Source organism: Oxalobacter paeniformigenes (assembly GCF_027158465.1).
In the GTDB taxonomy this organism is placed as follows: Bacteria; Pseudomonadota; Gammaproteobacteria; order Burkholderiales; family Burkholderiaceae_D; genus Oxalobacter; species Oxalobacter paeniformigenes.
In genome coordinates this window covers 531072-556507 of sequence record NZ_JAMKYL010000001.1, presented here as the reverse complement: position 1 = coordinate 556507, position 25436 = coordinate 531072, and the positions used below count along the sequence as shown (strand labels likewise).

Sequence of the window (25436 nt, the reverse complement as noted above, 5' to 3'; positions counted from 1 at the left end):
ATTGCCGCTATCGCGTGTCGTCGCGTGCCGGATTTTCCTGTGTGTCCTGCCGCATTGCGCCGCACCAGGTCCGTTCGCTCATGACAGACGGCACCAGCAAGACGCCTGATTGCAAGGCTTGCCCGCCGCTGGTCATATCGACCCGGTCGGCGAACAGTCGCATGTGCCGCCCCAGCATTTCCAGCGCGCGATTGGCCGCCGCCGGCTCGAACATCATGCCCTCGACTTCGACCGGCTCGGCGGTTCCCTCGCGGGCGTTTTTGACGATGGTCATGATTTTGACGGGCTTGCGTCCCATGCAAATGTCGCGCAGTTCGCGCAAGTCGCCGATGACTTCATCCGCCGTGAGTTCCGTCCTTTTTTGCCGCTCGCCCATCGCATTTTTGAGTGCGGTCTTTACCGGCGCTTGCGCCAGCAGGCGGCTGGCGCACTGGCGCGCGCCGCCCGGCGCATAGCCCGCCCGTATCGCCGCCTGCGTCCCGTTGAGGTCAATCAGGTATTCGGCGACGAAACGGCGCTGTCTGGGCGTGAGCGCATCGGCTGCGGCGCCGTCATGCCCGGCACCACATCCGGTTTTCCGCGCATTTTCTCCCGCCGGCGCTTCCCCACACCTGTCCGTTACCGCGCTCACAATCCCATTTCTTCCATACGCTGCATGATGCGCTGCTCGCCGGTGCTGGCGGGATTGCCCGCCGGTCTGCCGAAAGCCACCGGCGAACTTCTGACCGGCGTGACCGTATCGGCCTTGGCAGGCGGCAAGGCCAGATTGTCGTAGAGATATTTCACATGCCGCGCCCACATCGGTCGCGGGACATTGGCGACGAATTCATCCGCCCAGCCCGGTGCGGACATGTATTCGTAGATCCGGCGCATTTTCGCCGGATGATCCGCCTGCGCGGCATACGGCTGCAAATAGCGTCCCAGCGTTTTCATGAAATCCGCCATATCGGAAAACAGCGCCATCGCCTGCCGTCCTTTTTCCGCTTCCAGCATCTCGCGCTCGCGCATGGCGCGTTCGGCACGCTCCACTTCAGCCAGCCGCAAGGCATGATCGAACCGGAGTTCGCGCCGCGCATAGGCGTCGCGGATTTCCGGCACGTCGCCGAACAGATCGACACCGGGTTGCGGCATGCCCAGACGGCGGCACAGGCTTTCCCGCTCGCGGTTGAGCTTGTCCAGCGCGACGCGCATGTATTCCGGACGTCCGCTGCCGACCAGCCAGCCGTAATGCAACAACTGCGCGACATCGCGCATGTCCATCCCCATCGTGCGCAACAGCTCCCCGAAACGCGCAAGCTTGTCCTCGCTGCGCGCAAGACGTTCCTGCGCCTCGCGCCGCGCCGCGATGATGGAACGGATACGCGCACGCCCCCGTTCGGATTTCACCGTTTTCAAAAGCGCTTCCTCATCCTCGCCTTCACCGGACGCATCGGGCATATCTGCCGGCGGCTGCGGCCCGGTCAACTCATCCAGCATTTCCTGCACTTCCGGCAAGACTTTCGCCCCCTGCGGCGTCTGAAGCGGCGACACGGCATCCGGCGGCACCGTCTGCGGCACCGGCATGACCTGCCCCGGTACCGCCTGTACCGTCCCCGCATCCGGCACGACCGGCACACCGGCCGCCGGTACCGGCAAAGCCGGCACATTCGCCATACCGCCCCCCGCTTCGCCCGCCTGTGCATCTTGCCATTTCATCCCGTTCGTTTTTCTGTTCTTCATTCCGACTCCTCATATCTGTCAGTTTTTCCACGGCATCGGCCACATGCCGCGCCATCCCCGCCGCCCCTGCGGGCCGCCCCTTTACGGCCTGCCTTGCCGGCCGGCCCTGTCTTTTTCCGCGCCATCATTTTCCGGACCGTCTTCCATACCCCCGGCCCCGGCTCCGGCACGCTCCGCCAGCCACATCAGCAAGGGCAACAGGACATCCGTCCCCGCCTGCGCCTCACCGGAAACCGCGCCCTGCACCGGCATCGCCTGTTCCGCACTTCCCGCCGGTGCCGGCAGCCCCTGCAACATCTGCATCCACTGCGCCAGCTGTTCCGGCTGCGCCGCCTGCATCATCCGCACCAGTTGCGCCAGCCCGCCCGAGCGCTCATCCTGCGCGGCCTGCGCCTGCCGCATCGCGTCTTCCGCTCCGGCCGCCTGCGCGCCCTGTCTTGCCGCTTGTGCTTCTCCGGCCGCACCGGCTGCCGCCTTGCCGTCCGTCGAGCCGCCCGCGTCCTGTACCGCGACGGGTTTTTGCAGGTTCGGCACAAACGCTTCCAGATCGAGCTTGTCGTCGAAGCGCAAGACCGTTTCTTTCAGCAGGCTGACAAGCGCCGCCGGATTGATGCCTTGCAGCTGGAATTGCATGATCTGGCCGATCAGCGGCTGGATGACGGGCAACAGCTTCGTCCAGGATTCCTGCTGTTCCAGATCGTTCGGCACGCCCGTCGTACCCGCCCGGATTTTCAGCTGCACCAGCCCGAACACTTCATCACGCGAGAGCTGCGGCCAGTCGTATGCCAGTTCGATGACGCCTTCTTCCGGGAAAACCCCGCCATTTGCGGTACCCGACGGCAAAAAGCCCCGCCGGTGCGGTCCCATGATTTTTTCGACCTGCGCCTCGTCGAGTTCCTGTATCAGGATTTCGGCGGTATATTGCGCGATCTGTTGCAGGTAATCCTCGACCTGGTCGCGGAATTCGGAAATGCGCCCCGACAGCGACTGCTGGAGAATGCTGGCTTCTGTCGCGGTCTTCGGCGTGACGATGGACGCGCGCGCCGCGTCCTGCAAACCGGTGACCATCTCCCAGTCAAGGCGTACCTGCGACGTGTCGTAAACCGCCGGATCGATCGGCGGAAACGACTTCGGCATGATCGCCTGCTGGATCGATTGCCCGTCCGCATCGATGAGCGTGATCTCGCCCAGCTCCGAGTCGGAAAAGCGTTTCAGGGTGCGTTCGTTGATGTCCGCGCTGGCGATATAGCCCGGCTTGATGAGATCGCGATGCTCGTTGTAGCGGTCGCGCGCGGTGTTGTGCTCGTTCTGGAGCCGCTCGGTCAGATCGACGATGGACGGCCCCACGAAACAGCCGTCCACCGTCTGGAACGGCAAGAGGAAAAAGGGATACCACCGCTCCCCCGCACGCGGCGGACTGTACGGCGCGCGCAGCCAGAAATCGCACCCCTGCGCCATCGTATAAACCCGTTGCGTCTGCTTGTCCCAGATTTCCAGCACACAGATCTGCGCATCGTCGCCGGCCAGCTCCGGCATCCCCGAAAACAGACGCCCGCTATCGGAAGGCGCGCCGCTGTCGGCCGTGCGGTACACCGTCGCCCGGTCGAGACGGATACCGTACAACCCTTCGGCGACAGCCTTTTTCATCGGGACGATCTGCGCCATCCAGTCCGCCTGCTCATAGTCCCAGAATTCCGCAATCGCCGGGTCGATCAGCAAATGCTCCGTCATGACGCGGTCGATGACCAGCCCCTGCGCACGCGAGACTTCCGTGCGTTCGTCCGCTGCGGCATATGCCTGCCGGACTTCCTCGGCACGGCTGTCGTCGGCGCTTGCACCGTCTTCTTTCAGACGCATAGCCAGCCCCCGCGCGCGCACCAGATTGTCCTGAACGTCCTGTATGCGGGCATGGATGAGCGGATCGGAGCCCATCTCGCGCTGGTACATCACCTTGAGCACGCCGAACGAACACGTCAGCGCCGCCCGAACCGTCGCCTTGGCACGCTGCTTGAGATGCGCCTCGTCCAGATAACGGTTCGTGACCGTCTCGATCGTCTTGCACAAGAGTTTCAGATCGCGCGAGGCATGCAGCGGCGTGACCGCGATTTCCGGATTCCGGGCATAAATCCCGGGCAAAATCCCCATGATCGTGCTGTGGATCAGGTTGGCGCGGTGCATGTAAAAATCCGTGCTGTCCGGCTCGCGCGTCCAGTCCAGACCGGATACGACTTGCCTGTTGTGGCGAATGCGGCGATGGAACTTGTCCCAGTGCCGCCATGCCCGCCCGATACGCTCGCCCCACTTCCGCGCCAGCGGTTCCGACTCAGGCGTTTCCCGTAACGTATTTTTCATCTGCCTCCCTCTTTCGGGTTCCCAACATGATTCTTTATACGCCCGGCACAGACCGTTTACGGACTTTTATCGCACTTTCATGACAGCGCCCGCCAGACAAACCGGCATAAAAAAACCGCGCGTCACCGCGCGGTCAAAGAGAGAAGAGCAGGATGGATTCCTGCCTGAAAGCGTACACCGCCTGCACGACACCGCCTTGCGAAGCCGCAAACTCTGCCGCAATGACTTCGCCGGGCCAGCGAAACGGCACACCGGCCTGCGGGTCCGGACTTCCGTGACGGCGAAAGACCGGTCAAAACACTTCACGACACTGCCATACAGGAAAACCAAAATACCTGACAGAAAAAACCGTTGTTTTCATGAATGAAATCGGCGATTTCATACAATACACTTGCGATTTTTAACACAACACTTTACAGTCCGTACAGGCACAGACCGATACTCGCATCGTCCTCCGGATCAGACAAAGGATCGCTCCAATGAAAAAAACCTTGCTGCTCGTTTCCGCCGCTCTTTGCGTCCTGCTCGGCGGTTGTCATACCAATCCCTACAAGGAATATTTCATTCCGGAATTGACGCCGGAAACGGACGAAAAATACCTCGTTTATCTCAGGGAAGGCGAAAAACCGGTACTGGAAAGGACCGACGACCTGGAAAACGCCATTTACGGCGCACTGGCCTCGGAATATGTCTGTGTGGGACGTGCCGGCTTCATCGGCGCCCTGCGTGAAATCGGCCTGATCGCCGAACAGGCCAGGGACATCCGCGCCACCCATGTCATCTACAATATCACCTACGCCGACACCCGTTCCGGCGTATCCGCCATTCCCGTGCCGGACTACAAGGTGACGAGCACCAGCGGAAGCGTTTCGGCGCCTTACGGCCATTTCGCCAACTATCAGGAATCGACCACGACCAAAGGCACGAAGTACATCCCGTACACCTACCATATCGACCGCTACGACCAGAGCGCCTATTTCTTCGTCAAATCCCTTGAACGCGCCAGGTTCGGCGTATGGACAAAAGACCTGACAAACGAGGAACGGGAACGTATCGGACAAAACAACGGCGCCCGCATCACACTGGTCATGTATGACCGCCCCGCTTTCAACGCGAACGTCCTCAAAAACGACATCCTCCTGAAAATCAACGACATCGACATCCGCGACTCCCGGCATGCGGACGACATCATGCAGAATTACCCCGGCAGGAAAATCACCTTCACCGTTTTCCGGAAAAACAAAAAAATCGTCATCCCGATCGTACTGGATTCACCACCCGCCCGGTAACGCACGTCCGCACGCTTCGGGCTTCGGAACTCCGTGCTTTCGGTGCCGGCATGAGAGAAAGACCGGCATTCCGGTCACGGTAGCGCCGACACACCTGCGCATACCGCCGTCCGGCAAGGGCATGCGCCCCGCGTATCAGTCGAAAAACCCGTTTTTGACGGCTTCCCGGTCGAGTTCCTCGACGAGATCGGTGCGGCCCGCCTCGAGCGCGCGTTTGCGTGCCGCCTGATATTTCGCTTTCATGGATTGCGTCGGACCGCCGTCACGGTCTTCGCGATAGGTGCGGCCGCGTGAGTTTTCGCGGCTGCGCGAGTTTTGCCGCTTGCCGGTCGCCTGCGCCGCCAGCTTGCGGTTGTAGGCGCGGGTCAGGGTATCGTCGCCCTTGAGGATTTCGCCGGTTTCGCGGTTGAGGACATACCCGCTTTGCCCCACCGGCGTATAGGGCTGGTGCGGCTTGCCGTAAAGTATCGAAAGCAGCCGGTTGAGTTTTTCCGGATCGTCGAGATGACGCATGAGCTGTTCGCGCAGATGCTGCTTCTGGAATTCGGAAGCCGCCAGCGCGAAATGATGGAGATTTCTGTCGCCGGTCACGCGGTATGCCTCGTAAGCCTGCCGCAGGTATTCCGGCATACCCGGATTGGCCTCGACGAACGCTTTCATGCGCTCGCGGTACGATTGTGCATCCCGTGCCGGATGACGCGCGTTTTCGCGCTGCTGCCGTGCCGACAGCAGCGCCATCCAGGATTCCGGCGTATCGCGCCCGTCGGGCGCATAGTGATAGTCGGGCAACGGCGTATTTTCGAGCACGGGATCGAAAAGCCTCGAATCGGCCTGCGCACAAGTCGGCAGGACGCAACAAACGATCAGTGAAAACAGCGCGGATTGCCTTGCGAAACGGAAAAACATGAAGACCAGAACCGGTTACGGGAACATGGTCTATTTTACCCGCTTGCCGCCGCTTATCAAAGTATCGCCGATAAACGCAACGTATATCCGCGACATGGACGCGACCGCCCGCAAGACGATACCCCGCCGCTACATTCCTGCACCTCACGGCGCCGCGCCCATGCCATCTTCCGCCGTTTCCGTCCTGCCGGATGCCGTCCTATTTCGTGGCGACGCCGCCTGCCGATTTCACGGAATCCTTCACCAGCTTGTCGAGTTCGTTTCCCAGCATGACGCCACCGTATCCGCCCAGCACTTCCGATCCGATTTGCAAAAACGGGTTGCCCTGTCCCGCCGCCTTGATCGCGTAGCTGTCCACGTTATACATTCGGTTGGCATAGTCGTTGAGCCGCGCGATTTCGGATGCGTTGTCCGCCATGTCGATCGCCTCGTACTGGCGCAGGCGGTTCGCGCTGTTCTTGCGTCCGAGCAGCGTCGCCAGCTCTTTGGCCGAATTCATCTGGCGGCTGTCGGAAGCGGACTTGGCATTGAGATAATCCTGCGAAACGTCGCCCTGCGTGCGCGATGCCGCGGCATGTTCGGTCTGCGCCGCCTCGACCGGCCGGAAATAGGTTTGCGTCAGCTCGTCGGCTATCTCGTCCTGTTTTTTCTCGCGGGTATCCGTGCGATATTCCTGCGCATTGTCCATCGCGATTTTTTCCGCACGCATCTGGTAATCGCGCTGGCGCTTCATCGCCTCGCGCGTGGCCTTCTGTTGTCTGGACGCCGCCATACTCGTATTGATTTGTTGCAATGCCGCCGAAGCGACCAGTGCCGCGATTGCTCCCCACATATCCTCCTCCTTTCGTCATCATGTGTTTCCCTGATAGGTACTGCGCGTGGACATGCCGTTCGAGCTCACCCCGTCGCCGGAAAACAAACTGCTGCCGTTCGCGATCTTGTTGTAGCGCAAATACGCCTGCCCCAGCGAACCGAACAGATCGCCGACCGACGAGCCCGCACGTTCGCCCTGCGCCTGCTGTGCCGTGGCATTGAGGCTTTCGATCGCCATTTGCTGCGCCGTGCCGGTGTCGATACCGGACTGCGCCATGGAAATCAGGCTTTGTCTCGCGCTTTCGTCCTGCGCGCGCAATTTCGCCGCCGCGCTGTCGGCGATACCGCCCGCCTGAAGCAACCCTTCGTTGGTGATTTCCTGAAGCCGCGCATTCGAATCGACATCGGCGGAACCGCCCATCAGGCCGTTTCGCGCCAGACCGAAGCGGTTGGCTCGCTCCGCATCCGCATACTGGTCGTTGACATCTTTCGCATTGATTTCATAAACGGCATCGCGCTGTTCGTCGTAGAGCTTTTCCCGCGAATCGGGCGTGACCGTTTTCGAGCCGTAGAGCGAACCGCTCTGGATGGCGTTGTTGATCTTGTCCCAGTCCAGATACGTCACCGTGCGCGTACCGGTGATATAACCGTTTTCGTCGCGGTTGACGGACGTCATCGGCCTTTTGCGGTATGTCTCCGTGCGCGTGGACATCGGATCGAACACGGTGCCGTCCGCCAGATAATAGGTTTGCGACGGATCGTAACTCGTCACCTTGTTATCCAGATCCGCCGTCACATACGGCTGCGGGTCGAAAATATCGTTGATCGCCTTGACGGCAGCATCGATTCTCGCCTGCCGTTCCTCTTCCATCTTGCGCATGTCGCTCGCGCCGCCGTCGCCGCCCTTGAAATAAAGGCGACGCCCCTGCACATAACCATTCAATCGTATCGGTATCAACATGTTTCCCCCCTGATATCGAGTCTCATATTCCGGTAAACCGGCCTGAATCCGTAACGGCCGTGCATCCGCGCCATCGCGGGCGACACCGCGCATTCGATCCAGTCGGCCCCCGCCCCTTTGCAAAATGCCGCAAACGGCGGCAAAAACCGCGTCATGAACCGCGCCAGATCGCGGCCCCCCATCGCCAGCACATTGACGGCCGTGGCCGACGGATAGCGCCTGAACTCGAACGCCACCGCCATGACGGGCGTCTTCCCCCCGTCATCCTCGCGCGCCAGCCCGACCGTAATCCGCCCGGCTTTCGCCAGCCGGAACAAATCATCGACCGTAAATTCGCCATGCACCGCCTTTTCGACCACCTTTTCAAACAGCGGCGCGACATCCGGCCAGACGTCGGCGACGTCATCCGGCCCGTAAAACCGCAGTCTCACAGCACCCCCAGCGTCTCGTAATAGACCGTCAGGGCGTCCAGCTGGAACGCCTCGCCCGTCACATTGCGGAAACGCGGCGAAAACTCGGTTCCCGCCACTTCCAGCGGAATCAGCCCGCCCCCGTAGGTATTGCCCACGACCCGCACCTCGCTGGTCACCGCTTTCGTATTCCGGACATCGAACCCCATCGAAAAAAAGCATTCCCCCTGCATGACCAGATCGACGCCATAGACGCGCTTCAATACCCCCGGCGACTTGAAATTCATGTAAGGCAATTCCAGCATCACTTCATACGGCGTGCCGTCATCGGTATGCGCGTTCTCGTCGAGCTTGTAGATATCGTCGCCGCTGCGCAAATACAGTACGCCGTCGAGTTCGTCCATCGCATCGACCGGAAACGGCAGTTCATACCGGCTCCAGGCGGCGATTTTCGAGGTGCGCGAGACGGAATAGACGAACATTTGCCTGTCGATGGCGCACAGATACTGCCCCGTGCCGTAGAAATAGACCGCCCGCGGCGTCCCCTGCAAATCCTTCAGCACCGGCCGCACCAGATCGTCGATCGGCGAACCGATATCCAGATCGTCCAGCCGCGCCACCAACTGCTGCGTCGTAATCGAGCGGAAACCGAAATCCGACAGGAAATACAAATCCCCCGCCACCGTCGCCAGCGATTGCGGATACGACGACCCCACGTTTTCCACCGTCTCGCCCAGACTCATGGCCGTCGGATCGGGATCGACCGCCCAGACCTGCGCCCCGTCACGCATCAGCACCACCAGATTGCCGCGATACAGCCCCAGCGCATTCGCGTTGCGGCTGCCCAGCGCATTGAGCCCCGTCGGCAGAAAACCCGCGTCGTCCGTCTCCGTCCACACCACCGGATCGCCCGTCTTGGAATACCGCACCGTCGCGCCGTCCGGCGAAATGGCGAAAATCTTGGAAGCCGTCTTGACCGCCGCACGGGTATGCGGGCAATTCGCGTCGGTGACCTGCGTGATTTCCCCGCCGTCCAGATAATGATGGCGGCAAAAGTCGCCATGCTGCGCCGCGACATACAAATACCCGTTGAACACATCCACATAATGCACATCGGTGACCGCCTCATGCACCGCAGCGAACGACGTCTCGCCGCTCTCGTCGTCCGTCGTCTCCTCGGCACACACCAGCCGGTTCGCCTGAAACAGCGGATCGGCATGCACGATTTCCTGCGTCCCCCCGTAAAACGTATGCAACTTGCCCAGCGCCGAGGCCAGCCCCTTCGTCCCCGCTTCCAGCGTCGTCACCTTCGTGAACCCCGGACGCTTGGCAGTCGCCAGCCCCGTCGTCACATACGCGTTTTTCATCTCGCGCAGACGGTTCGCGTCGGACACCGCCGCCGATTTTCGCAAATCGATCCCCAGATCGAACTTGTTGAACGTGATCGTCGCCATGCCTACCTCACCACACAGCGATACACCCCGTCGGCGCCGCGCACCACTTCCGTCCCCGGATGGTAATGCCCCGTCACGTGATACCGCCGGTTCTCATGCTGGCGCACCCGCTCCCGCCGCATCCTGGCATTGAACAGCGCCGCCACCGACTGCGCATCGGGATGCCGGTAATGCGCTTTCGCGCTGACCAGCGCATACAACAGCACCAGCCTGTCCGGCACCCCGGGCCGGTCGGCATCCTGCGAAAAACGCGGACGGCTCGCGGTATATTCCACCAGCAAGCCATACCCCGCCCGGTCCGGCACCGGCCACAACTCGATCTGCCCGTTGAGCGTGTCGTAGCGCAGCGGCTGGCCGCGCGACGTATCTTCCCGATGCCGCTCCGTTATCCCCTGCGCCAGCCGGTAACGGTTCTCCCCGTCGATCAGCCAGACCGAATGCACCAGCCCCGGGTCGATATTTTCATCCTCTTCATCGTTATGCCAGTCGTACAGATACGACCCCTGCTCCAGCGCGATCACCGTCTTTTTGCGCATCGGCGACGGGTCGAGCTGGTCATACACATACTCATGCGCCTCCTGAAGAAACGACATCATCAAAGGCGTATTGTTGTTCGCCGCCGGCCCCTGCGCGACGAACCCCAGACGCGCCTTCAATTCCGTCAGCAACTCCCCCAGCGTGCGATAACGCTGCGTCAAACCGTTCATCCTTCTCCCCCTTTCCGCAGCCATCCGGCCGCCTGCATCCGCCTCACCCCAAAAGCGCATGTTTTCCTGAACGCCTCACCGCAACGCCGGCGGACACTGCAAGCGGTTCTTCTCGGACAGATAGGCGCTCTCGCAATGGTCTTTCTGCCAGAAAAAGATCGCGTCGATCACTTTGCGCAACAGCGCCCATCCCCTGCTGTCGCCGCGCTTTCTCCATGCCCGGCTGGATATGGTTTCGTCCGCCCAGCCGCCGAAAACCGTGTTGACGAGCTGGTCAAGCGCGATCGGGATTTGTTCAAGACGCTTCGGCATTTTCCGCTCCTTCTTCGCCGTTCGCCGCTTCCATCGCCTGTGCCTTGAGCGTATCGGCAAGTGCCGCGATGGTGTCTGCCGATATGTCGATGTCCGCAACCGCTTGTGCCGTCTGCGCCTGCATGATTTGCGCCTCGATCGTCCATTTGGCCTGATACAGGTACTGGCTGTTGATGACGATTTCCTTGCGCATGATTTCCAGCTGTTCCCGCGTGACTTCGTGGAAGCTGTTGTCGTATGCCCTGAACAGGGTGGTCTCTTCCGGCTGCATGACGAGTACCAGTCCTTCGATGTTGCGGTTGGCGATTTCGTCGGCGTCGATTTCGAAGCCTGCCGATGAGGTGCAGTGCGCTTTTTGCGAGGCTTCGTCGAAGGCGGTCTGCAATGCCAGCGTCCTGATCGTTCGGGCTTTTTCCAGGTTCGGTACGCAGGTACAGATCTTTTCGATGCTGTCTTCCGTTTCGTCGTAGGAAAACGAAATATCGCACCATGCGCTTTTTTCGCTGTCCGGTGTGTTTTCCTTATAGATTTTGTAGCCGTTTTCTTTCAAAAGCGCTTCGCCGGGGTTGTAAAAATACTGTCCGTTCACCACCAGCGGATTTTTGAAAAATTCCGGCTTGCCTTCGATCAGTTTTGCGTATGTCGTCATTTTCTTTCCCTTACTCGATATATCCGGAAACCGTGTAGTTGATGTAGTACTGCACCTTATTACTGTCGACTTCTCTGCGACGCCATGAAAAACCCGTCAGGCTGTACTCTGTCTGGATACCACCCAGCCTGTCTGAAATCGTTGCCGAAAAGGATGCAATTCTGCCGAATACATGCTGGAAGTTCGCCGATCCCGCTATTACGTAGTATCTTTCCAACGGGCCGCTTTTTACGGTTTCGATTTCTGTGGGCACGGTGCCGCTTTCCACGATGAGGCTGGGTGTCCATTGGGCTTTCAGCACCAGATCGGCTATGACGGGTTTGTCGAAGTTGTATGCTTCCCCGTCCGGTGTCACCCATTTTTCAAAGTTGTAATATGCTTTTTCGGGTTGTGCCGGTAACCGTGCGACCTTGTTTTTTTGCACGATCTGTTTTTCCGGTACCGGTGTTCCTCCGTCCGCGTCGAATGTCACCGTGAAAAAACGGTCTATTGGCAACAGGTTTCTGAACAGGCTCATACCGGCTTTTTCTCCATTTCCTGCATGATGAGGGTGTTTCCCATGATGGATATCACGTAGTGGCTGTATGGTTCCGTTTCCGGTATGGCATCCACGATCTTGTGTTCGACATTGATCTGGATCGTGACGCTCTGGCCTTGTGTGTCAAACCATATGGAGGATTCCCTCAGGTTGTTTTTTTCCGGCAAACTGTTGATTTCCAGTACGCTTCCTTCAAATGCGTATTCGCCGTTCCTTGTCAGGAAGTAGGCTTTGCCGGGGGCGATATCGAGTGTGGTCGTTTCTCCGGATGTCTCGACTTCCACGACTTCCATCGCTCCGGTATCGACTTTTTCCCAATACGGGGTTTCGCCATCGGTGCTCAGGTATTTCCCTGTATGGCCTGTCTGTGTCGGCAGGCAATCCTTTTCCGCTATCTTCGTATCGACTTGTGTTTTGGTGTAGGCGTCCACAATGCCGTAACCCGCTATCGTCGAAGGCTTGTTCAAAATCGCCGCCGCGCCTTTGCTGGCGTTCCAGTCGGCGTTGACCGGTTCCGGTATCGCCGCAATCGCCGCGGCGACTTCCGCACCTGTGGCGAAGTCCAGCGCATTCGTTTCTCCGTCATACGGGACGTATCCCAATGCCCCTTCGATCGTCTCCGCCGTCAGTCCGGGAATGACGGTATTGCGCAAGGCGTCATCGACGGCGGCCGATACTTTGCCGTCGATTTGCGCGGTTTCACCCAGTGCCTGTTCCGCCTTGGCGTCGGCCTGCTGTGCCTGTTCCTGCGCCGCATGGGCCGTCGTGACCGCTTCATCCGATTTTTCCACCGCGCCGGTGGCTGTCTGTACCGCGTTTTCCGCTTGCTGTTGCGCTTCGCGGGCGATGGCGGTGGCGGCGTCGGCCACGGCGTTCGCCCCTGCCAATGCGGTCGCCTGTACATAGTCCAGCACTTCCTGTGCCAGTGAATCGGTCGTGATGGATGAGGCGCGGATTTTTCCGTCGTCTGCCTGAATGAGCGCCAGATTGGCGCGGATGTCGTTGATCGAGTTGGATGCACGATCCAGCTCGGCGTTCAGCGCCGTGTGGTCGGTCTCGTTGCCGAAATCCTTGGCGAAGTCTTTTTCCCGGTTATAGGCTGGTGGTTGTGCCATACTGCTCCCCCTTCTGTCCTGTCGTTATGCACATGTGCGGGAACAGGTCTCCCCGTTCCCGCGCCCGCCCCCTTATCCGGCCGCCTGACGGCTTTTCGCGGTTTTCGCCGAAGCGCCGGAGATCGCCTTGTCGAACGCGGCAGCCCCCTTCTTGCCGAACACCTGCTCCATCCGTTCGACACCGTATTTGGCGCACAAACGGTCATACTCGTCCCCTCTGGCATCAAACGTCCCCGCCTGCGGACCGCAACCGGCCTCATCGACCCGCTTGCCCTCGGCGTTGTGGACGTTTTCCGCCCCGAAAATATCCTGCAAGACCGGCACTTCGTATTCCGGCACCATCACCGGCGTCACCGTATGGGCATCGCGGCGGATGCGGATGGCATAAATTGGCGTCATCTTCATTTTCTCCCTGAAAAAAATGGAAAACCGGCCGCCGGAGACCCGGCGGCATCCGAAAAAACCTCCCTCAGGCGATCGACATGACCGAATGCGCGTTCGCGCGTTTCATCACCAGCGCAAGACGCAAATTCACCATCTGGTACAAGGCCAGCACGTTGTAGGGACGGGTCGGCGACACGATGTCCATCGTGTCGTCATGCAATTCCAGATACTTCGTATTGATGAAATAGCAGCGCTTTTCCCAGGGAATCGACGGAGACTCCAGCGCGTCGAGCTGTTCGAACTGCGGGTCCCAGATGATTTCCACGCCCTTGAAATACAGCCCCGTCGACGTACCGGAACCCACCCCGGCATCGAGCTTCTTGACCGCACCCGCTGCCGCGTTGTTCGTCACTGTCACCGCATGCTGGCGATACGCGTCGATAAACGCCGAACCCGCCAGAATGAAATCCGGGCTGCCCCCGTTGCGGATACACGCACGCCACTGCCCTTCCATGGCTGTCGCCAGCGCGCCATCCGTCGTCGAAGCGATCCCCGTCGCGGCATTGTTGCGCCAGTAAGTCGCCGTCGCGCGGTCGATACCGCCCACAACCCCCGTCTCCGGCGTCGTCGAAACCAGTGCATCCAGCCCCGTCACGGCGTCTTCCGACGACGTCCCGTCGCGATGCAATTCCATGGAAAGTTTTTCGGAAAAACCGGTACGGAACGCTTCCGTCTGTTCCGCCAGCAAATTGAGCAACTGGTTCTTTTCGCTCACTTCCAGACGGTAAGCACGGTGTCCCCCCTCGCGCACCTTGATCCCGTTGGCAAACAGCGTATCGTGCGCGATATAGAAACCGTCCACCGCGCGACGCCACGGGAAAGCCGCGTTTTCCACCGTATTGCGCTTGTTGAAGGCCACCGGCTCCTCGCCATAGGCCCAGGCGAAATTGGAATCATGCGACTTGCGGATATTGACTGTCACATTCTGTTTGGCGCCCGCGAAATCCTTGCGTTTGGCCATCAGCTTTTTAAGCAGCGGAATATCGACCGAAACCTGATCGACCGGTTCGTTGCGCAAATAATCGTCAAGCGTGGATTTGCCCAGCGCCTGCAAATCTTCAGAAGAAATTGGCATCTGTCGCTCCTCATATGAAAGACACAAAAAACGCTTTCACACCGGCACGGGACGCAACCCCCGCATTGCGGCAGACCGTTGCCGGACGCGACCCCGGAAAACGGCGACTGGCGATCCGCCTTGTGCGCTACCGGGACGCGACCCCCGGCGATACAGCGACAAATTACGATGTAAAACCCCCGCCGGAAAAACCGGCACGACACGGGCATATCCCCGTGACCAGCGTCATCATACGCCCGGAAAACATGCCCGCCGGACATTTGGGGCACTTTCGTGACGCCCCCGCCCGACCCGTACCCGACCGCGAACGCGGCCGCCGCCTTGACACGGCAACAGGGATTCATACAATACCCCGACATATCCGCCGCACCCGCATGCCGCGACCTCCGGCGAAGCCGGATACCCCCCGCGCAAACACCGCCCATGCCCGAAGGCAGGCAACCGCACCATGAAACAGGAACTGACAGAAAACGCCGGACTGCCGGCCCACATCCTCTGGACACTGGCCATCGTCGCCGGCGTCACCATCGCCAACCAGTACTACAACCAGCCCCTTTTGAACCTCATCCGGCAAGACCTGGCCGAAACCGGCTTCCGCACCAACGTCATCACCATGATGGCGCAAACCGGCTACGCCCTCGGACTGCTCTTCATCGTCCCGCTGGGCGACCTGTGCCGCCGCCGGACAATCATCCTCACCAACTTCGTATTACTGATCTTTTCCCTGTTCGCCATCGGCATCGCCTCGAACCTGCCCGTCATCTGGGTCGCCTCGCTCATCACCGGCGCCTGCTCCGTCATCCCGCAAATCTTCGTCCCCATCGCCTCGCAATTCTCGCGGCCCGAACACAAAAGCCGCAACGTCGGCATCGTCATGTCCGGCCTGCTCACCGGCATCCTCGCCTCGCGCGTCATCTCCGGCTTCGTCGGCGACTGGTTCGGCTGGCGCGCCATGTACTTCATCGCCGCCGTCCTCATGATCCTGTGCGCCGCCGTCACCCTCAAAATCCTGCCCGACATCCGCCCGAACTTCACCGGCAGCTATGGCGACCTCATGCGCTCCATCTTCACCCTGGTCAAACAATACCCGTCCCTGCGCATCTGCTCCCTGCGCGCCGCATTCGCCTTCGGCTCCTTCCTCGCCGTCTGGGCCTGCCTCGCCTTCAAAATGGCGCAAGCCCCCTTTCATGCCGACAGCGACACCGTCGGCATCCTCGGCCTGTGCGGCATCGCCGGCGCACTCACCGCCTCCGCCGTCGGCCAGTACGTCGGCAAAGTCGGCCTCAGAAACTTCAACTACATCGGCGACGCCCTCATCCTGCTCGCCTGGCTCATCATGGGCATCCTCGGCGACACCTACACCGGCATGATCGCCGGCATCATCATCATCGACATCGGCATCCAGTGCATCCAGCTCAGCAACCAGTCCAGCGTCATGCAACTCAACCCCAAAGCCGCCAACCGCGTCAACACCGTCTTCATGACCACCTTCTTCATCGGCGGCACCTTCGGCACCTTCTCCGCCGGCACCGGCTGGCAACTCGCCGGCTGGACAGGCGTCGTCGCCGTCGGCATCGCGCTCGCGCTCCTCTCCCTGTGCTTCACCCTCTTCACCCGGCACTGACAACCCGGCCGACAACCCGCACGACACCCCGCTGCCGGACGCCAGCCCCTTGCAAGACACCCTGCCGACCGGCGACCGGCCACCGGCAACCCGCTGCCGGCCAGCCCGAAACAGATCGCCGCAAAACCTCACCGCCTCACCGTCTCACCGCACGCCCGAACCGTTTTCCGTATTCGCCGCACCGGCAGGACGCGACAACACCCACTCGCCCCGCTCCAGCCACAACGAAAACCCCCCGTCCGACCAGATACGCCCCCGCCGCGACAACACCCGCGAACCGGACACATCCGGCAAAAACACTTCCGCCCGCTCCCCGTCCGTCCCGAACACCACGAACGTCGAAAACCCCGGCCGCGCCCCGGGATCGACCACCGTCACCCCGCTCTCGAACACCCGGATACACCCGTTGCGCACCACGCTGAAGGTATAACGCGCCGCCCCGCCATCCGCACCGGTACCCGCTCCCGCATCCGCCAGCCGCCCCGCACACCCCGCCAGCGCCACACACCAGCACCCCGCCAGCACCATCCGCCCGAACCATGACACCCCCATCATCCCCCCTTGCCAGAACCGGAAAAACACCCTGCCATTATCCCTGAAATCCCCGATAATAACGGCATGGAAACCCCACGCATCGACCTGCGCGCCCTGCGCTACTTCACCGTCCTGGCCGAAGAACTCCACTTCGGCAAGGCCGCCGAACGCCTGCACATCGCCCAGCCCGCCCTCAGCATCCGCATCCGCGAACTCGAAAACACACTCGGCGGCAAACTCTTCATCCGCAACCGGCGCAACGTCACCCTCACCCCGACAGGCCAGCGATTTCTCACCGACGCCCGCGCCCTGCTGCGGCAAGCCGCCGCCATCGAAGAAAACGCCCGCCGCGCCTTCCGCGGCGAAACCGGCCGCCTCGAACTCGGCTACGCCGACAACGAAGCCTGGTCAGGCATCCTCGCCCGCCTGCTCGAACGCTTCAAGACCGCCCGACCGGCAAAACCCGCCCCGCATGACCCCGCCGCGCATGCCACCGGCGCCACCACAACGCCACACGGCACGCCCCGTCAGCCATCGGAAAAACAGCGACAGGAAACAACGGAAAACGGAGAAAAGAAAAAGACCGGCGCACGGCGGACACCCCCGCAAAACACCGGCCGGACACAGGTGTACAATAAAAAAACACCCCGCACCAACGACACCCCCTGCCCGCGCCCGCCCGCACAGGGAGACACACAAGGGAGACACACATGGACTGGCACTACACCCAACCCGTCACCATCCACTTCGGCAACGGCCAGCTCGCCCGCCTCGGCGAAGAAATCCGCAAAACCGGCAAAACCCGCGGCCTGCTCATCACATCCCCCTTCTTCGGCAAAAACGGACTGGCAGACCGCCTCATGGCCGACAGCGGCGGCACACTGTGCGCCACCTACCGGCAAGTCTCCCCCAACCCCGACATCCGCGAATGCGACGACTGCATCCGCCTCATCCACGAAAACCACTGCGACTTCATCGTCGCCCTCGGCGGCGGCAGCGTCCTGGACTGCGCCAAGGCAGCCGCCGCCTTCAGCAACGGCAACCACCCCGCCGGCGCCTACCTCGACGGCACCCTCCCCGTCCCCGCACGCGGCCTGCCCCTCATCGCCATCCCCACCACCGCAGGCACCGGCAGCGAAGTCAGCCGCGTCACCGTCCTCTCCGACCACGCCAAAGGCATCAAGGCCCCCCTGTTTTCCCCGGCCTTCTACCCCGTCTGCGCCATCATCGACCCCGAACTGACCCGCACCCTGCCCAAAGCCGTCACCGCCTGCACCGGCATGGACGTCCTCTGCCACGCCATCGAAGCCTACTGGAGCATCCACCACCAGCCCATCTGCGACGCACTCGCCATCCACGCCGCCCGCCTCGTCATGCACCACCTCGAAACCGCCTGCGAAAACCCCGGCGACATGCACGCGCGCGAAAAAATGGCCGAAGCCTCCGTCACCGCCGGACTCGCCTTCGCCCGGCCCGGCACCACCGCCGCACACGCCTGCTCCTACCCGCTCACCAGCATCCTCGGCATCCCCCACGGCGAAGCCTGCGGCCTGACCATCGACCACTTCATGCGCATCAACGCCAAAGCCGACACCGACGGACGCCTCGCCCTGCTGGCCGAAGCCACCGGCTTTTCCGACGTCGCCAACCTCGCCGACGCCATCGCCGAACTCAAATACCGCACCGGCCTGAAAACCGACCTTTCCGCATGGAACCTCAGCGACAGCCAGATCGACACCCTTGTGGCCGCCAGCCGGCAAGCCCCCCTCTACAACAACCCCGTCCCCATCACCGACGACATGTTGCGCACCCTCTACCGGAGCCTGCGCTGACGGCCACCGGGCGGCACCCCGCCCCCGGCACAAGCCGCCTGCACCATCCTGCCCCGCCGAACCGGACAAAACGCGCCCGACACCATCCCGACATCCCCGCACAAAAAAAGCGCGGCAACCGCCGCGCCAAAAAACCGTCAAAACACACCGCGCCCCGCCAGACCCGGCCAACCCCGTGCCCCGGAGCCGGCATTCAGTACGCATAACTGATCGTCGCCATCACGATATTGTCCTCCACATCCCGACTGTGGGCGCTGCTTATATTGGATACTGACGAGATGACACCTGCGACACCCGAATCCCTGTAATCCAGATCATGCGACCGGCGATAGGCATACGCCAGATCCAGCGTCCAGGGTCCCCAGTTCATCCCGACGCCCAGCCCGACACCGGTACTCCCGTCACCCGGAGACATGAACCCCGCCGCATGATCCCTGACCGCCGACGTATCATGCCAGACCCCCGCCCTGAGCGCGAGCCACTGGCGCGGCTTGTATTCCACACTGGCATTGACATTCCAGCTGTTGCGCCCGCCACCCTTGCCGTCTTCGTCAAAGTCGGAATGATACGTCGTGTCATAATCGAACCGTGACCAGTGCGTAAACACCGTCCCCACCTCGACACTCAGATTATCCATCGGCTTGTAGGCCAGCCCCAGCGCCAGGGAGCCCGGCAAATGAATCTTCGTATCCGTATCGGTATCGACCGTATGCGGAACCTCTCCCTTTTCGGCCAGAAAATTGGGCTGATGCAGGGAATATTCCGCCCGGCCGTTGAGACGAAGCGTGACCGGACTCTTGTAGGCGACCCCCAGCGACAGCGCATCCGTCATACGCCAGTGCGACCCCAGATGCAACCCCATCCCCCAGCCCGTACTGGTTCGACGCTCCTTGCTGTCAGGCCCTTTTTGCGGAAGAGGACCAATATACTGCAACGAAGGAATCTGCCGGGTCATGGTGAAATCGGCATACATCACCTCCACACCGGCCGACACCGACCAGGCATCGTTGACCTTCATCGCCAGACTGGGCACAAACGAAATCGTCCGCGCCTGCGCACTGGTCATGTTATACCGGCCGAGCCAGCTGTCCGAAAACTCGTTATCCGCGCCAAAACGCGAAAACATGCCCAACCCCACCCAGAAACGGTCATCGAGCTGATGCGTCACATACGCATGCGGCGTCGCCCAGAGATTGGACCGGGTATCGGTGGACTTCCTGCTGCCATCTACCATCCGGGCATCGATCGAACCCGTCGGCACATGAAGGTCGAAACCGCCCATGACCCGCGTGCCGGAAAGCTGCGTTATCCCGGCAGCATTGTACGCCAGCGCCGAAGGATCATCCGCCCGCCCGACCATACCGCCTGCCAGCGCAAGCCCGCGCGCACTCCACCCCTTCAGCGCGAAATCGCCGCCCCCCACCGCATCATCACTGTCCGCCCAGACCAGACCGGCCTGACAGGCACACAGCACCCCACACAACAGCACCCGATACCGTTTCTTCACGCACTCCCCCCGCAAAAACCCTTCAGTCCCTCACATCGTCATACCGGAAGTCACTGAAATACCACAACAATTCTTGCAAGCATATTTCCTTGAAACATGACAAGTCAAGTCAATTCAGCCCCCTGAAAAAACGCGACATGCCCAAAAAGAACACCGGCCCCGCTCACACACCCCTGCATAACGCCCATGCATGACCTGGGCACTGGCAATCTTCGCCCAATCCTTTTAAGATGCAAAAAAAACACAACCGGCAAAATACCGCCAACCATCACAAAAGGAGATCCCCTTGGACGACGAATCCAGCCAGTTCAGCAAAAAAACGCGCATCATCGTCATGATCGTCGCCGCGCTCGCCATCGCCGCCATCCACATCATCTACATCCGGCCGCGCTACGGCGACTCCATCCCGATAATCCTGTTCCAGTTCTTCCCGCTGTACTTCCTCTGGAGAATTTTGTTCGGCGCGAAAAAGGAACCCCCGAAAAAAGCGCCCGAAAAACCCCTGAGCAAAAAAGCCCGCAAAAACATCCGCCGCGAGCAGGAACGCCAGCAGGCACGCTGAACATCGCCTCACCCCCACCGCGTCGGCCCCTCACACCCCGACGCGGGGATGTCGCACGTCGCCACACCGGCCACAACCGCGCCCCCCGATGCACCCCATCGCCATCCCCCAAACGAATCACACCGCAACCAGCACACCCGCATGCCCGCACACAGGCTCCACCGTAACCCGGCAAACCGCCTGCCGTCACACCTTCCGCACCATCCATCCGCCAGCCAGACACCCCGCCGGCACACGACTCGCGGCAGGCTTGCCGACCCCGCCCGCCTTCGCCTTCCTTCCCCAGCGAAACCGCCCTGTCCGGCACGCAAACCGCACCGGCAACCCGCTCACCCCACCTTCCGATCCTTCCGGCCTGATACCACCCCAAAAATGTACAAATGTATCGACTGTAACAAACCGTAATAAAAACAGCGCATTACCCATGAATGCGCCATCATCTCCCTACACTCTCCTTAATCATGAAAAACGCCCGTCAACACCAGCCGTTGCGGGTGTTTTTTATGCGCGGCGCAGCGCAGCCCCACACCCCGCCATCCCCCGCAACAAACGCGCAAACGCTATCGCCTCGCCTCATGACCACAGCTTCTGGACACAGCTTCTGGCTATGGTTTCTGGCTATGGTTTCTGGCTATGGCTGGGTGAACCTATCGTCCCACCCAGATCGCACGAACCGTGCCCGGCAGACACCACGAAAATTCCGATACCCCCCGAAACCCGCTAACCCGCTCACCCCACCTTCCGATCCTCCCGGCCTGACACCACCCAAAAAATGTATCAAATGTATCGTCTGTAACGAACCGTAAAAAAACCCGCCCGAACCGGCCAGCCTTGCCATAATCACCCCATGCCCTTCCCTGATTGAAAAAAACGCCCGGCAACACCGAACGTTACGGGCGTTTTTCACGAACCGGACACCCAAAGGAGCGACCATGCAAAACACGAACCTGCCCGAAACCTACCGCGGCTACCCCACACGCGAACTGCTCGCCATCTGCCGTGCCATCCCCTGCGGCGTCCTGAACCGGCACAAACACACCCCCGAAAAAACCCGTGCGCTGCGCGAATTCATCATGGAATACGACATCGACCCCCTCAAACACCCCCTGTAACCGGCAACAGACACCGCCAGACCACCCGAAACATGACGGACAGGCACCATCCTGCCCGCACCAGACACCCTCCGGCGAACCGCCCGCCATCCATGCCACCTGACCCCGTTTGCCGAAAAAAACCGCCAACCACCCGGCCCCCCCGGCCGGACAACCACCGGAACCCGCGCCCCCCACGACAACCACTTATCCCGCACAATCCCATTCCCCCGGCAACAAACACCCCCATCCTGAACCGCCCGGAAAACATACCGAATATATCGACCATAACAAACCGCAATAAAAACAGCGCATTACCCGACAATACGCCATCATCTCCCTAGACTCTCCTTCATCATCAAACACCCGCAGACACCGGCCAACCGCCGTCGCAGGCGCTTTTTCACGCGCCGCACACAAATCCCCGGCACATCCCGCCTGCCCCCTGCCCCAACGGCAAACCGCACAAAAAACCCGCCATCCGCGTCACCCGTCCCGTCTTTTGAAGACCGATCCCCAAACCCGGCGGCTCCCCGGCCGGACAACATGGCAAAACCGCATCGGCCGGCACAACCATATCCCATCTGCAACGCAGCGAACCGCCATCCCCACATCCACGCCATCCGCCCCTGCAAGCCATCCACCGCCGCGAAAATGTATCAAATGTATCGTCTGTAACGAACCGTAAAAAAACCCGCCCGAACCGGCCAGCCTTGCCATAATCACCCCATGCCCTTCCCTGATTGAAAAAAAACGCCCGCAGACACCGGCACCCACCGTCGCGGGCGTTTTTCATGCCCGCCACACCGGCCACAACCGCGCACACAGCCCCCACCATAACCCGGCAAACCGCCTGCCGTCACACCTTCCGCACCATCCATCCGCCAGCCAGACACCCCGCCGGTACACGACTCGCGGCAGGCTTGCCGGTTCCGCCCGCCTTCGCCTTCCTTCCCCCGCGAAACCGCCCTGTCCGGCACGCAAACCGCACCGGCAACCCGCTCACCCCACCTTCCGATCCTTCCGGCCTGATACCACCCCAAAAATATACAAATGTATCGACTGTAACAAACCGTAATAAAAACAGCGCATGACCCATGAATGCGCCATCATCTCCCTACACTCTCCTTAATCATGAAAAACGCCCGTCAACACCAGCCGTTGCGGGTGTTTTTTTATGCGCGGCGCAGCGCAGCCCCACACCCCGCCATCCCCCGCAACAAACGCGCAAACGCTATCGCCCCGCCTCATGACCACAGCTTCTGGCTATGGTTTCTGGCTATGGTTTCTGGCTATGGTTTCTGGCTATGGCTGGGTGAACCCATCGTCCCACCCAGATCGCACGAACCGTGCCCGGCAGACACCACGAAAATTCCGGTAAAATCCAAAAAAAACCAGCGAAACCATCCCCGCCCGACCACCGCGACACCAACCGAGGAAACCGCCATGACCACACCGACCGATCCCCTCTTCCCCATCGGAAAACCCGTCAAAAGCCGCAAATTCAGCGGCGCCGTATGGCTCCAATGGCTCGTCGAGCCAGACCCGGTATTCAACTGCCCCATCGTCAACGTCACCTTCGACGCCGGCTGCCGCAACAACTGGCACCGCCACCCGGGCGGCCAGATCCTGCTGTGCACCGCCGGAGAAGGCCGCTACCAGGAACGCGGCAAACCCCCCGTCATCCTCCAACCCGGCGACATCGTCAAAATCGCCCCCGACATCGAACACTGGCACGGCGCCGCCCCCGGCACCCCCTTCACCCACATCGCCATCGAAACCCGTCCCGAAGCCGGCCCCGCCGTCTGGCTCGAACCCGTCAGCGACGACGACTACCATGCCGCCCCCGTTCCCCTGACGACACCCGGCGCCCCCTGAACCCGGACAAACGGCACAAAAAAAGGGCATGGAAAACACCATGCCCTGCAAAAACCCGTTTTCATGCCGCCCCTACGTCGACAAATCCGTATCGATCCCGTCCTCATCGACCTTCGGCAAACGCTCCAGACTCTTTTCCGCCTCCGGCAAGCCCTGCTCCGCCGCCTTCGTAAACCAGTAACGCGCCATCTCCACATCACGATGCACACCGTGGCCCAGCAAATACATCGTTCCCAGATTGAACTGCGCCTGCGGCAAATGCTGCGCGATCGCCTTGCGATACCAGGCGATCGCACGGGCATAATCCTGCTCGACCCCCAGACCGCGCGCATGCAACACCCCAAGATTGTTCTGCGACTCCGCATACCCCTGCCGGGCCGCCTTGCGGAACCAGGACACCGCCCGCGCATAATCCTGTTTCACCCCGATCCCGTTCGTGTACATCAGGCCAAGCCTGTCCTGACTTTCCGGAACCCCCTTGCGCGCCGCGAACTCATACCACTTCACCGCCAGCTTGTCGTTACGTTCCACCCCCTCGCCGCGGTAATACGCCTCCGCCAGAAAAAAAGCCCCCTCCGGCTGCCCCTGCTCCGCCGCGCGGGCATACCAGTAAACCGCTTTTGCGGCATCCTGATCCACCCCCAGCCCGTAAGCATACAAAATCCCCAGATTCGTCTGGGCCTCGGCATACCCCTTGTCAGCCGCCCGCTGGAACCAGACAAACGCCTCATCCTCATGCCCGGTAAAGCCGCTGCCTTCCATATACAAACGCCCCAGATTGTTCTGCGCCTGCACATGCCCCTGTTCCGCCGCCTTGCGATACCAGGCCGCCGCCACCGGCAAATTCACCTCGACGCCCGTACCGTCCTCATACATATTGCCCAGCGCGAACTGCGCATCGGCCTCGCCCTGCACCGCCGCCTTCTGATACCACTCCAGCGCCCTGTGCAGACTCTGCTTCACCCCGCGACCGGAGGCATAAAGCAGCGCCAGATTCGTCTGCGCCAGCGCGACCCCCTCTTTCGCCGGCACAGCCAGAAGCGCCGCCGCACGCGCATCGTCATGGCGAACCCCGTGCCCCTCCATATACAGAATCGCCAGATTCGTCTGGGCCATCAAATGCCCCTGATCCGCCGCCTTTTTATACCAGGCGACAGCCTTTTTCACATCCTTTTCGACCCCCTCGCCCGCCTCATACAACTCGCCAAGCGAAAACTGCGCATCACGATTCCCCAGTTCCGCCGCCTTCAGATACCATGCGGCGGCCGAAGCCAGATCCCGTTTTGTCCCCTCGCCGTTATACAACATGGCAGCCAGCGCCGACTGGGCCGCGGCATCCCCCTGCCCGGCCGCCCGCGAAAACGCGGCAAACGCCTTGTCATAAGCCCCGTCATGATAGAACTGAACGCCATCATCATAATCGCCAGCCCAGGCGGCACCGGCAAACAACAGACAACCGGCAAACCCCAGCCATGCACGACGGACACGGCCAACACTCCAACCCATCACCATTCCTTGAGACATCCCGCCCGGCAACGGGCCACCGGACGGCACATCGAAAACACACCGCAACGCGGAAAAACCGGCGAAACCGCCGGAAAAACAGGCGCATCCAGACAACGGCGACACCTGCCGCGCACCCCAACCGTGCGCAAAAAACTATT

23 protein-coding genes and 1 pseudogene are annotated in these 25436 nt (G+C 61.1%); 7 read left to right on the top strand and 17 right to left on the bottom strand.

Annotated features, from left to right (window positions below; all coding sequences use genetic code 11):
- Positions 1-7 precede the first annotated feature (7 nt).
- The 3 genes from NAI64_RS02485 to NAI64_RS02475 all read right to left on the bottom strand — a co-directional run bounded on the left by NAI64_RS02485 (position 8) and on the right by NAI64_RS02475 (position 4071).
- Entirely contained in the window at positions 8-631 is a 624-nt protein-coding gene (locus NAI64_RS02485) for a terminase small subunit (RefSeq protein WP_269297449.1), read from the bottom strand.
- Positions 628-1719, bottom strand: a complete 1092-nt coding sequence (locus tag NAI64_RS02480) for a hypothetical protein (protein WP_269297447.1) — start codon at positions 1717-1719, stop codon at positions 628-630. Before NAI64_RS02480 ends, NAI64_RS02485 begins: the two co-directional genes overlap by 4 nt.
- 81 nt (positions 1720-1800) lie before the next feature.
- Positions 1801-4071, bottom strand: coding sequence for a hypothetical protein (locus NAI64_RS02475; protein ID WP_269297444.1), 2271 nt, complete (start codon positions 4069-4071; stop codon positions 1801-1803).
- Positions 4072-4550: 479 nt separating this feature from the next.
- On the opposite strand from NAI64_RS02475, the gene NAI64_RS02470 reads away from it, so the two are divergent.
- Positions 4551-5360 carry a PDZ domain-containing protein gene (locus NAI64_RS02470; protein WP_269297442.1) on the top strand — a complete coding sequence of 270 codons (810 nt, stop codon included), beginning with the start codon at positions 4551-4553 and terminating at the stop codon, positions 5358-5360.
- Positions 5361-5495: 135 nt separating this feature from the next.
- Here the strand turns inward: NAI64_RS02470 and NAI64_RS02465 are convergent, their stop codons facing one another.
- The 12 genes from NAI64_RS02465 to NAI64_RS02410 form a co-directional block, all read right to left on the bottom strand.
- Positions 5496-6266: a hypothetical protein gene (locus NAI64_RS02465; RefSeq protein WP_269297440.1), complete on the bottom strand. Its 771-nt coding sequence runs from the start codon at positions 6264-6266 to the stop codon at positions 5496-5498.
- 199 nt (positions 6267-6465) lie between these two features.
- Positions 6466-7098, bottom strand: a complete 633-nt coding sequence (locus NAI64_RS02460) for a hypothetical protein (protein ID WP_269297438.1) — start codon at positions 7096-7098, stop codon at positions 6466-6468.
- An 18-nt stretch (positions 7099-7116) separates the two neighbouring features.
- Positions 7117-8040 carry a hypothetical protein gene (locus NAI64_RS02455; protein WP_269297437.1) on the bottom strand — a complete coding sequence of 308 codons (924 nt, stop codon included), beginning with the start codon at positions 8038-8040 and terminating at the stop codon, positions 7117-7119.
- The gene (locus NAI64_RS02450) at positions 8034-8471 is read right to left on the bottom strand and encodes an acetate and sugar kinases/Hsc70/actin family protein (RefSeq protein WP_269297435.1); all 438 of its coding nucleotides are present in this window, start codon (positions 8469-8471) and stop codon (positions 8034-8036) included. The genes NAI64_RS02455 and NAI64_RS02450 overlap by 7 nt, the downstream gene beginning before the upstream one ends.
- Entirely contained in the window at positions 8468-9904 is a 1437-nt protein-coding gene (locus NAI64_RS02445) for a hypothetical protein (RefSeq protein WP_269297433.1), read from the bottom strand. The genes NAI64_RS02450 and NAI64_RS02445 overlap by 4 nt, the downstream gene beginning before the upstream one ends.
- Before the next feature lie 2 nt (positions 9905-9906).
- Positions 9907-10611, bottom strand: a complete 705-nt coding sequence (locus NAI64_RS02440) for a phage adaptor protein (protein ID WP_269297431.1) — start codon at positions 10609-10611, stop codon at positions 9907-9909.
- 75 nt (positions 10612-10686) lie between these two features.
- The gene (locus NAI64_RS02435; protein ID WP_269297429.1) at positions 10687-10923 is read right to left on the bottom strand and encodes a hypothetical protein; all 237 of its coding nucleotides are present in this window, start codon (positions 10921-10923) and stop codon (positions 10687-10689) included.
- The gene (locus NAI64_RS02430) at positions 10907-11572 is read right to left on the bottom strand and encodes a DUF4376 domain-containing protein (protein WP_269297427.1); all 666 of its coding nucleotides are present in this window, start codon (positions 11570-11572) and stop codon (positions 10907-10909) included. Before NAI64_RS02430 ends, NAI64_RS02435 begins: the two co-directional genes overlap by 17 nt.
- A gap of 10 nt (positions 11573-11582) precedes the next feature.
- A complete protein-coding gene (locus tag NAI64_RS02425; RefSeq protein ID WP_269297425.1) occupies positions 11583-12089 on the bottom strand; it encodes an InlB B-repeat-containing protein in 507 nt (168 codons plus the stop codon).
- Positions 12086-13225: a hypothetical protein gene (locus NAI64_RS02420; RefSeq protein ID WP_269297423.1), complete on the bottom strand. Its 1140-nt coding sequence runs from the start codon at positions 13223-13225 to the stop codon at positions 12086-12088. The genes NAI64_RS02425 and NAI64_RS02420 overlap by 4 nt, the downstream gene beginning before the upstream one ends.
- Before the next feature lie 72 nt (positions 13226-13297).
- Positions 13298-13630, bottom strand: coding sequence for a hypothetical protein (locus NAI64_RS02415; protein ID WP_269297422.1), 333 nt, complete (start codon positions 13628-13630; stop codon positions 13298-13300).
- Positions 13631-13694: 64 nt separating this feature from the next.
- A complete protein-coding gene (locus NAI64_RS02410; protein WP_269297420.1) occupies positions 13695-14744 on the bottom strand; it encodes a phage major capsid protein in 1050 nt (349 codons plus the stop codon).
- 448 nt (positions 14745-15192) lie between these two features.
- Between NAI64_RS02410 and NAI64_RS02405 the strand changes: the two genes are divergently transcribed.
- The 3 genes and pseudogenes from NAI64_RS02405 to NAI64_RS02395 all read left to right on the top strand — a co-directional run bounded on the left by NAI64_RS02405 (position 15193) and on the right by NAI64_RS02395 (position 18734).
- Entirely contained in the window at positions 15193-16368 is a 1176-nt protein-coding gene (locus tag NAI64_RS02405) for an MFS transporter (RefSeq protein ID WP_269297419.1), read from the top strand.
- Positions 16369-16986: 618 nt separating this feature from the next.
- Positions 16987-17127: pseudogene (locus NAI64_RS09095) on the top strand (LysR family transcriptional regulator); the annotation flags it as partial.
- Between the two features lie 485 nt (positions 17128-17612).
- Positions 17613-18734, top strand: a complete 1122-nt coding sequence (locus NAI64_RS02395) for an iron-containing alcohol dehydrogenase family protein (protein WP_269297415.1) — start codon at positions 17613-17615, stop codon at positions 18732-18734.
- A gap of 193 nt (positions 18735-18927) precedes the next feature.
- Here NAI64_RS02395 and NAI64_RS02390 read toward each other — a convergent pair whose 3' ends face one another.
- The gene (locus NAI64_RS02390; RefSeq protein ID WP_269297413.1) at positions 18928-20241 is read right to left on the bottom strand and encodes an OmpP1/FadL family transporter; all 1314 of its coding nucleotides are present in this window, start codon (positions 20239-20241) and stop codon (positions 18928-18930) included.
- 286 nt (positions 20242-20527) lie between these two features.
- On the opposite strand from NAI64_RS02390, the gene NAI64_RS02385 reads away from it, so the two are divergent.
- The 3 genes from NAI64_RS02385 (at position 20528) to NAI64_RS02375 (ending at position 23772) form a co-directional block, all read left to right on the top strand.
- Positions 20528-20803 carry a hypothetical protein gene (locus NAI64_RS02385; RefSeq protein ID WP_269297411.1) on the top strand — a complete coding sequence of 92 codons (276 nt, stop codon included), beginning with the start codon at positions 20528-20530 and terminating at the stop codon, positions 20801-20803.
- A gap of 932 nt (positions 20804-21735) precedes the next feature.
- On the top strand, positions 21736-21915 hold the full coding sequence (locus tag NAI64_RS02380; protein WP_269297409.1) for a hypothetical protein: 180 nt from the start codon (positions 21736-21738) through the stop codon (positions 21913-21915).
- A gap of 1113 nt (positions 21916-23028) precedes the next feature.
- Entirely contained in the window at positions 23029-23772 is a 744-nt protein-coding gene (locus NAI64_RS02375) for a cupin domain-containing protein (RefSeq protein ID WP_269297407.1), read from the top strand.
- A 72-nt stretch (positions 23773-23844) separates the two neighbouring features.
- On the opposite strand, the gene NAI64_RS02370 is transcribed toward NAI64_RS02375, so the two are convergent.
- Positions 23845-25278, bottom strand: a complete 1434-nt coding sequence (locus NAI64_RS02370) for a tetratricopeptide repeat protein (protein WP_269297406.1) — start codon at positions 25276-25278, stop codon at positions 23845-23847.
- Positions 25279-25436: the final 158 nt, after the last annotated feature.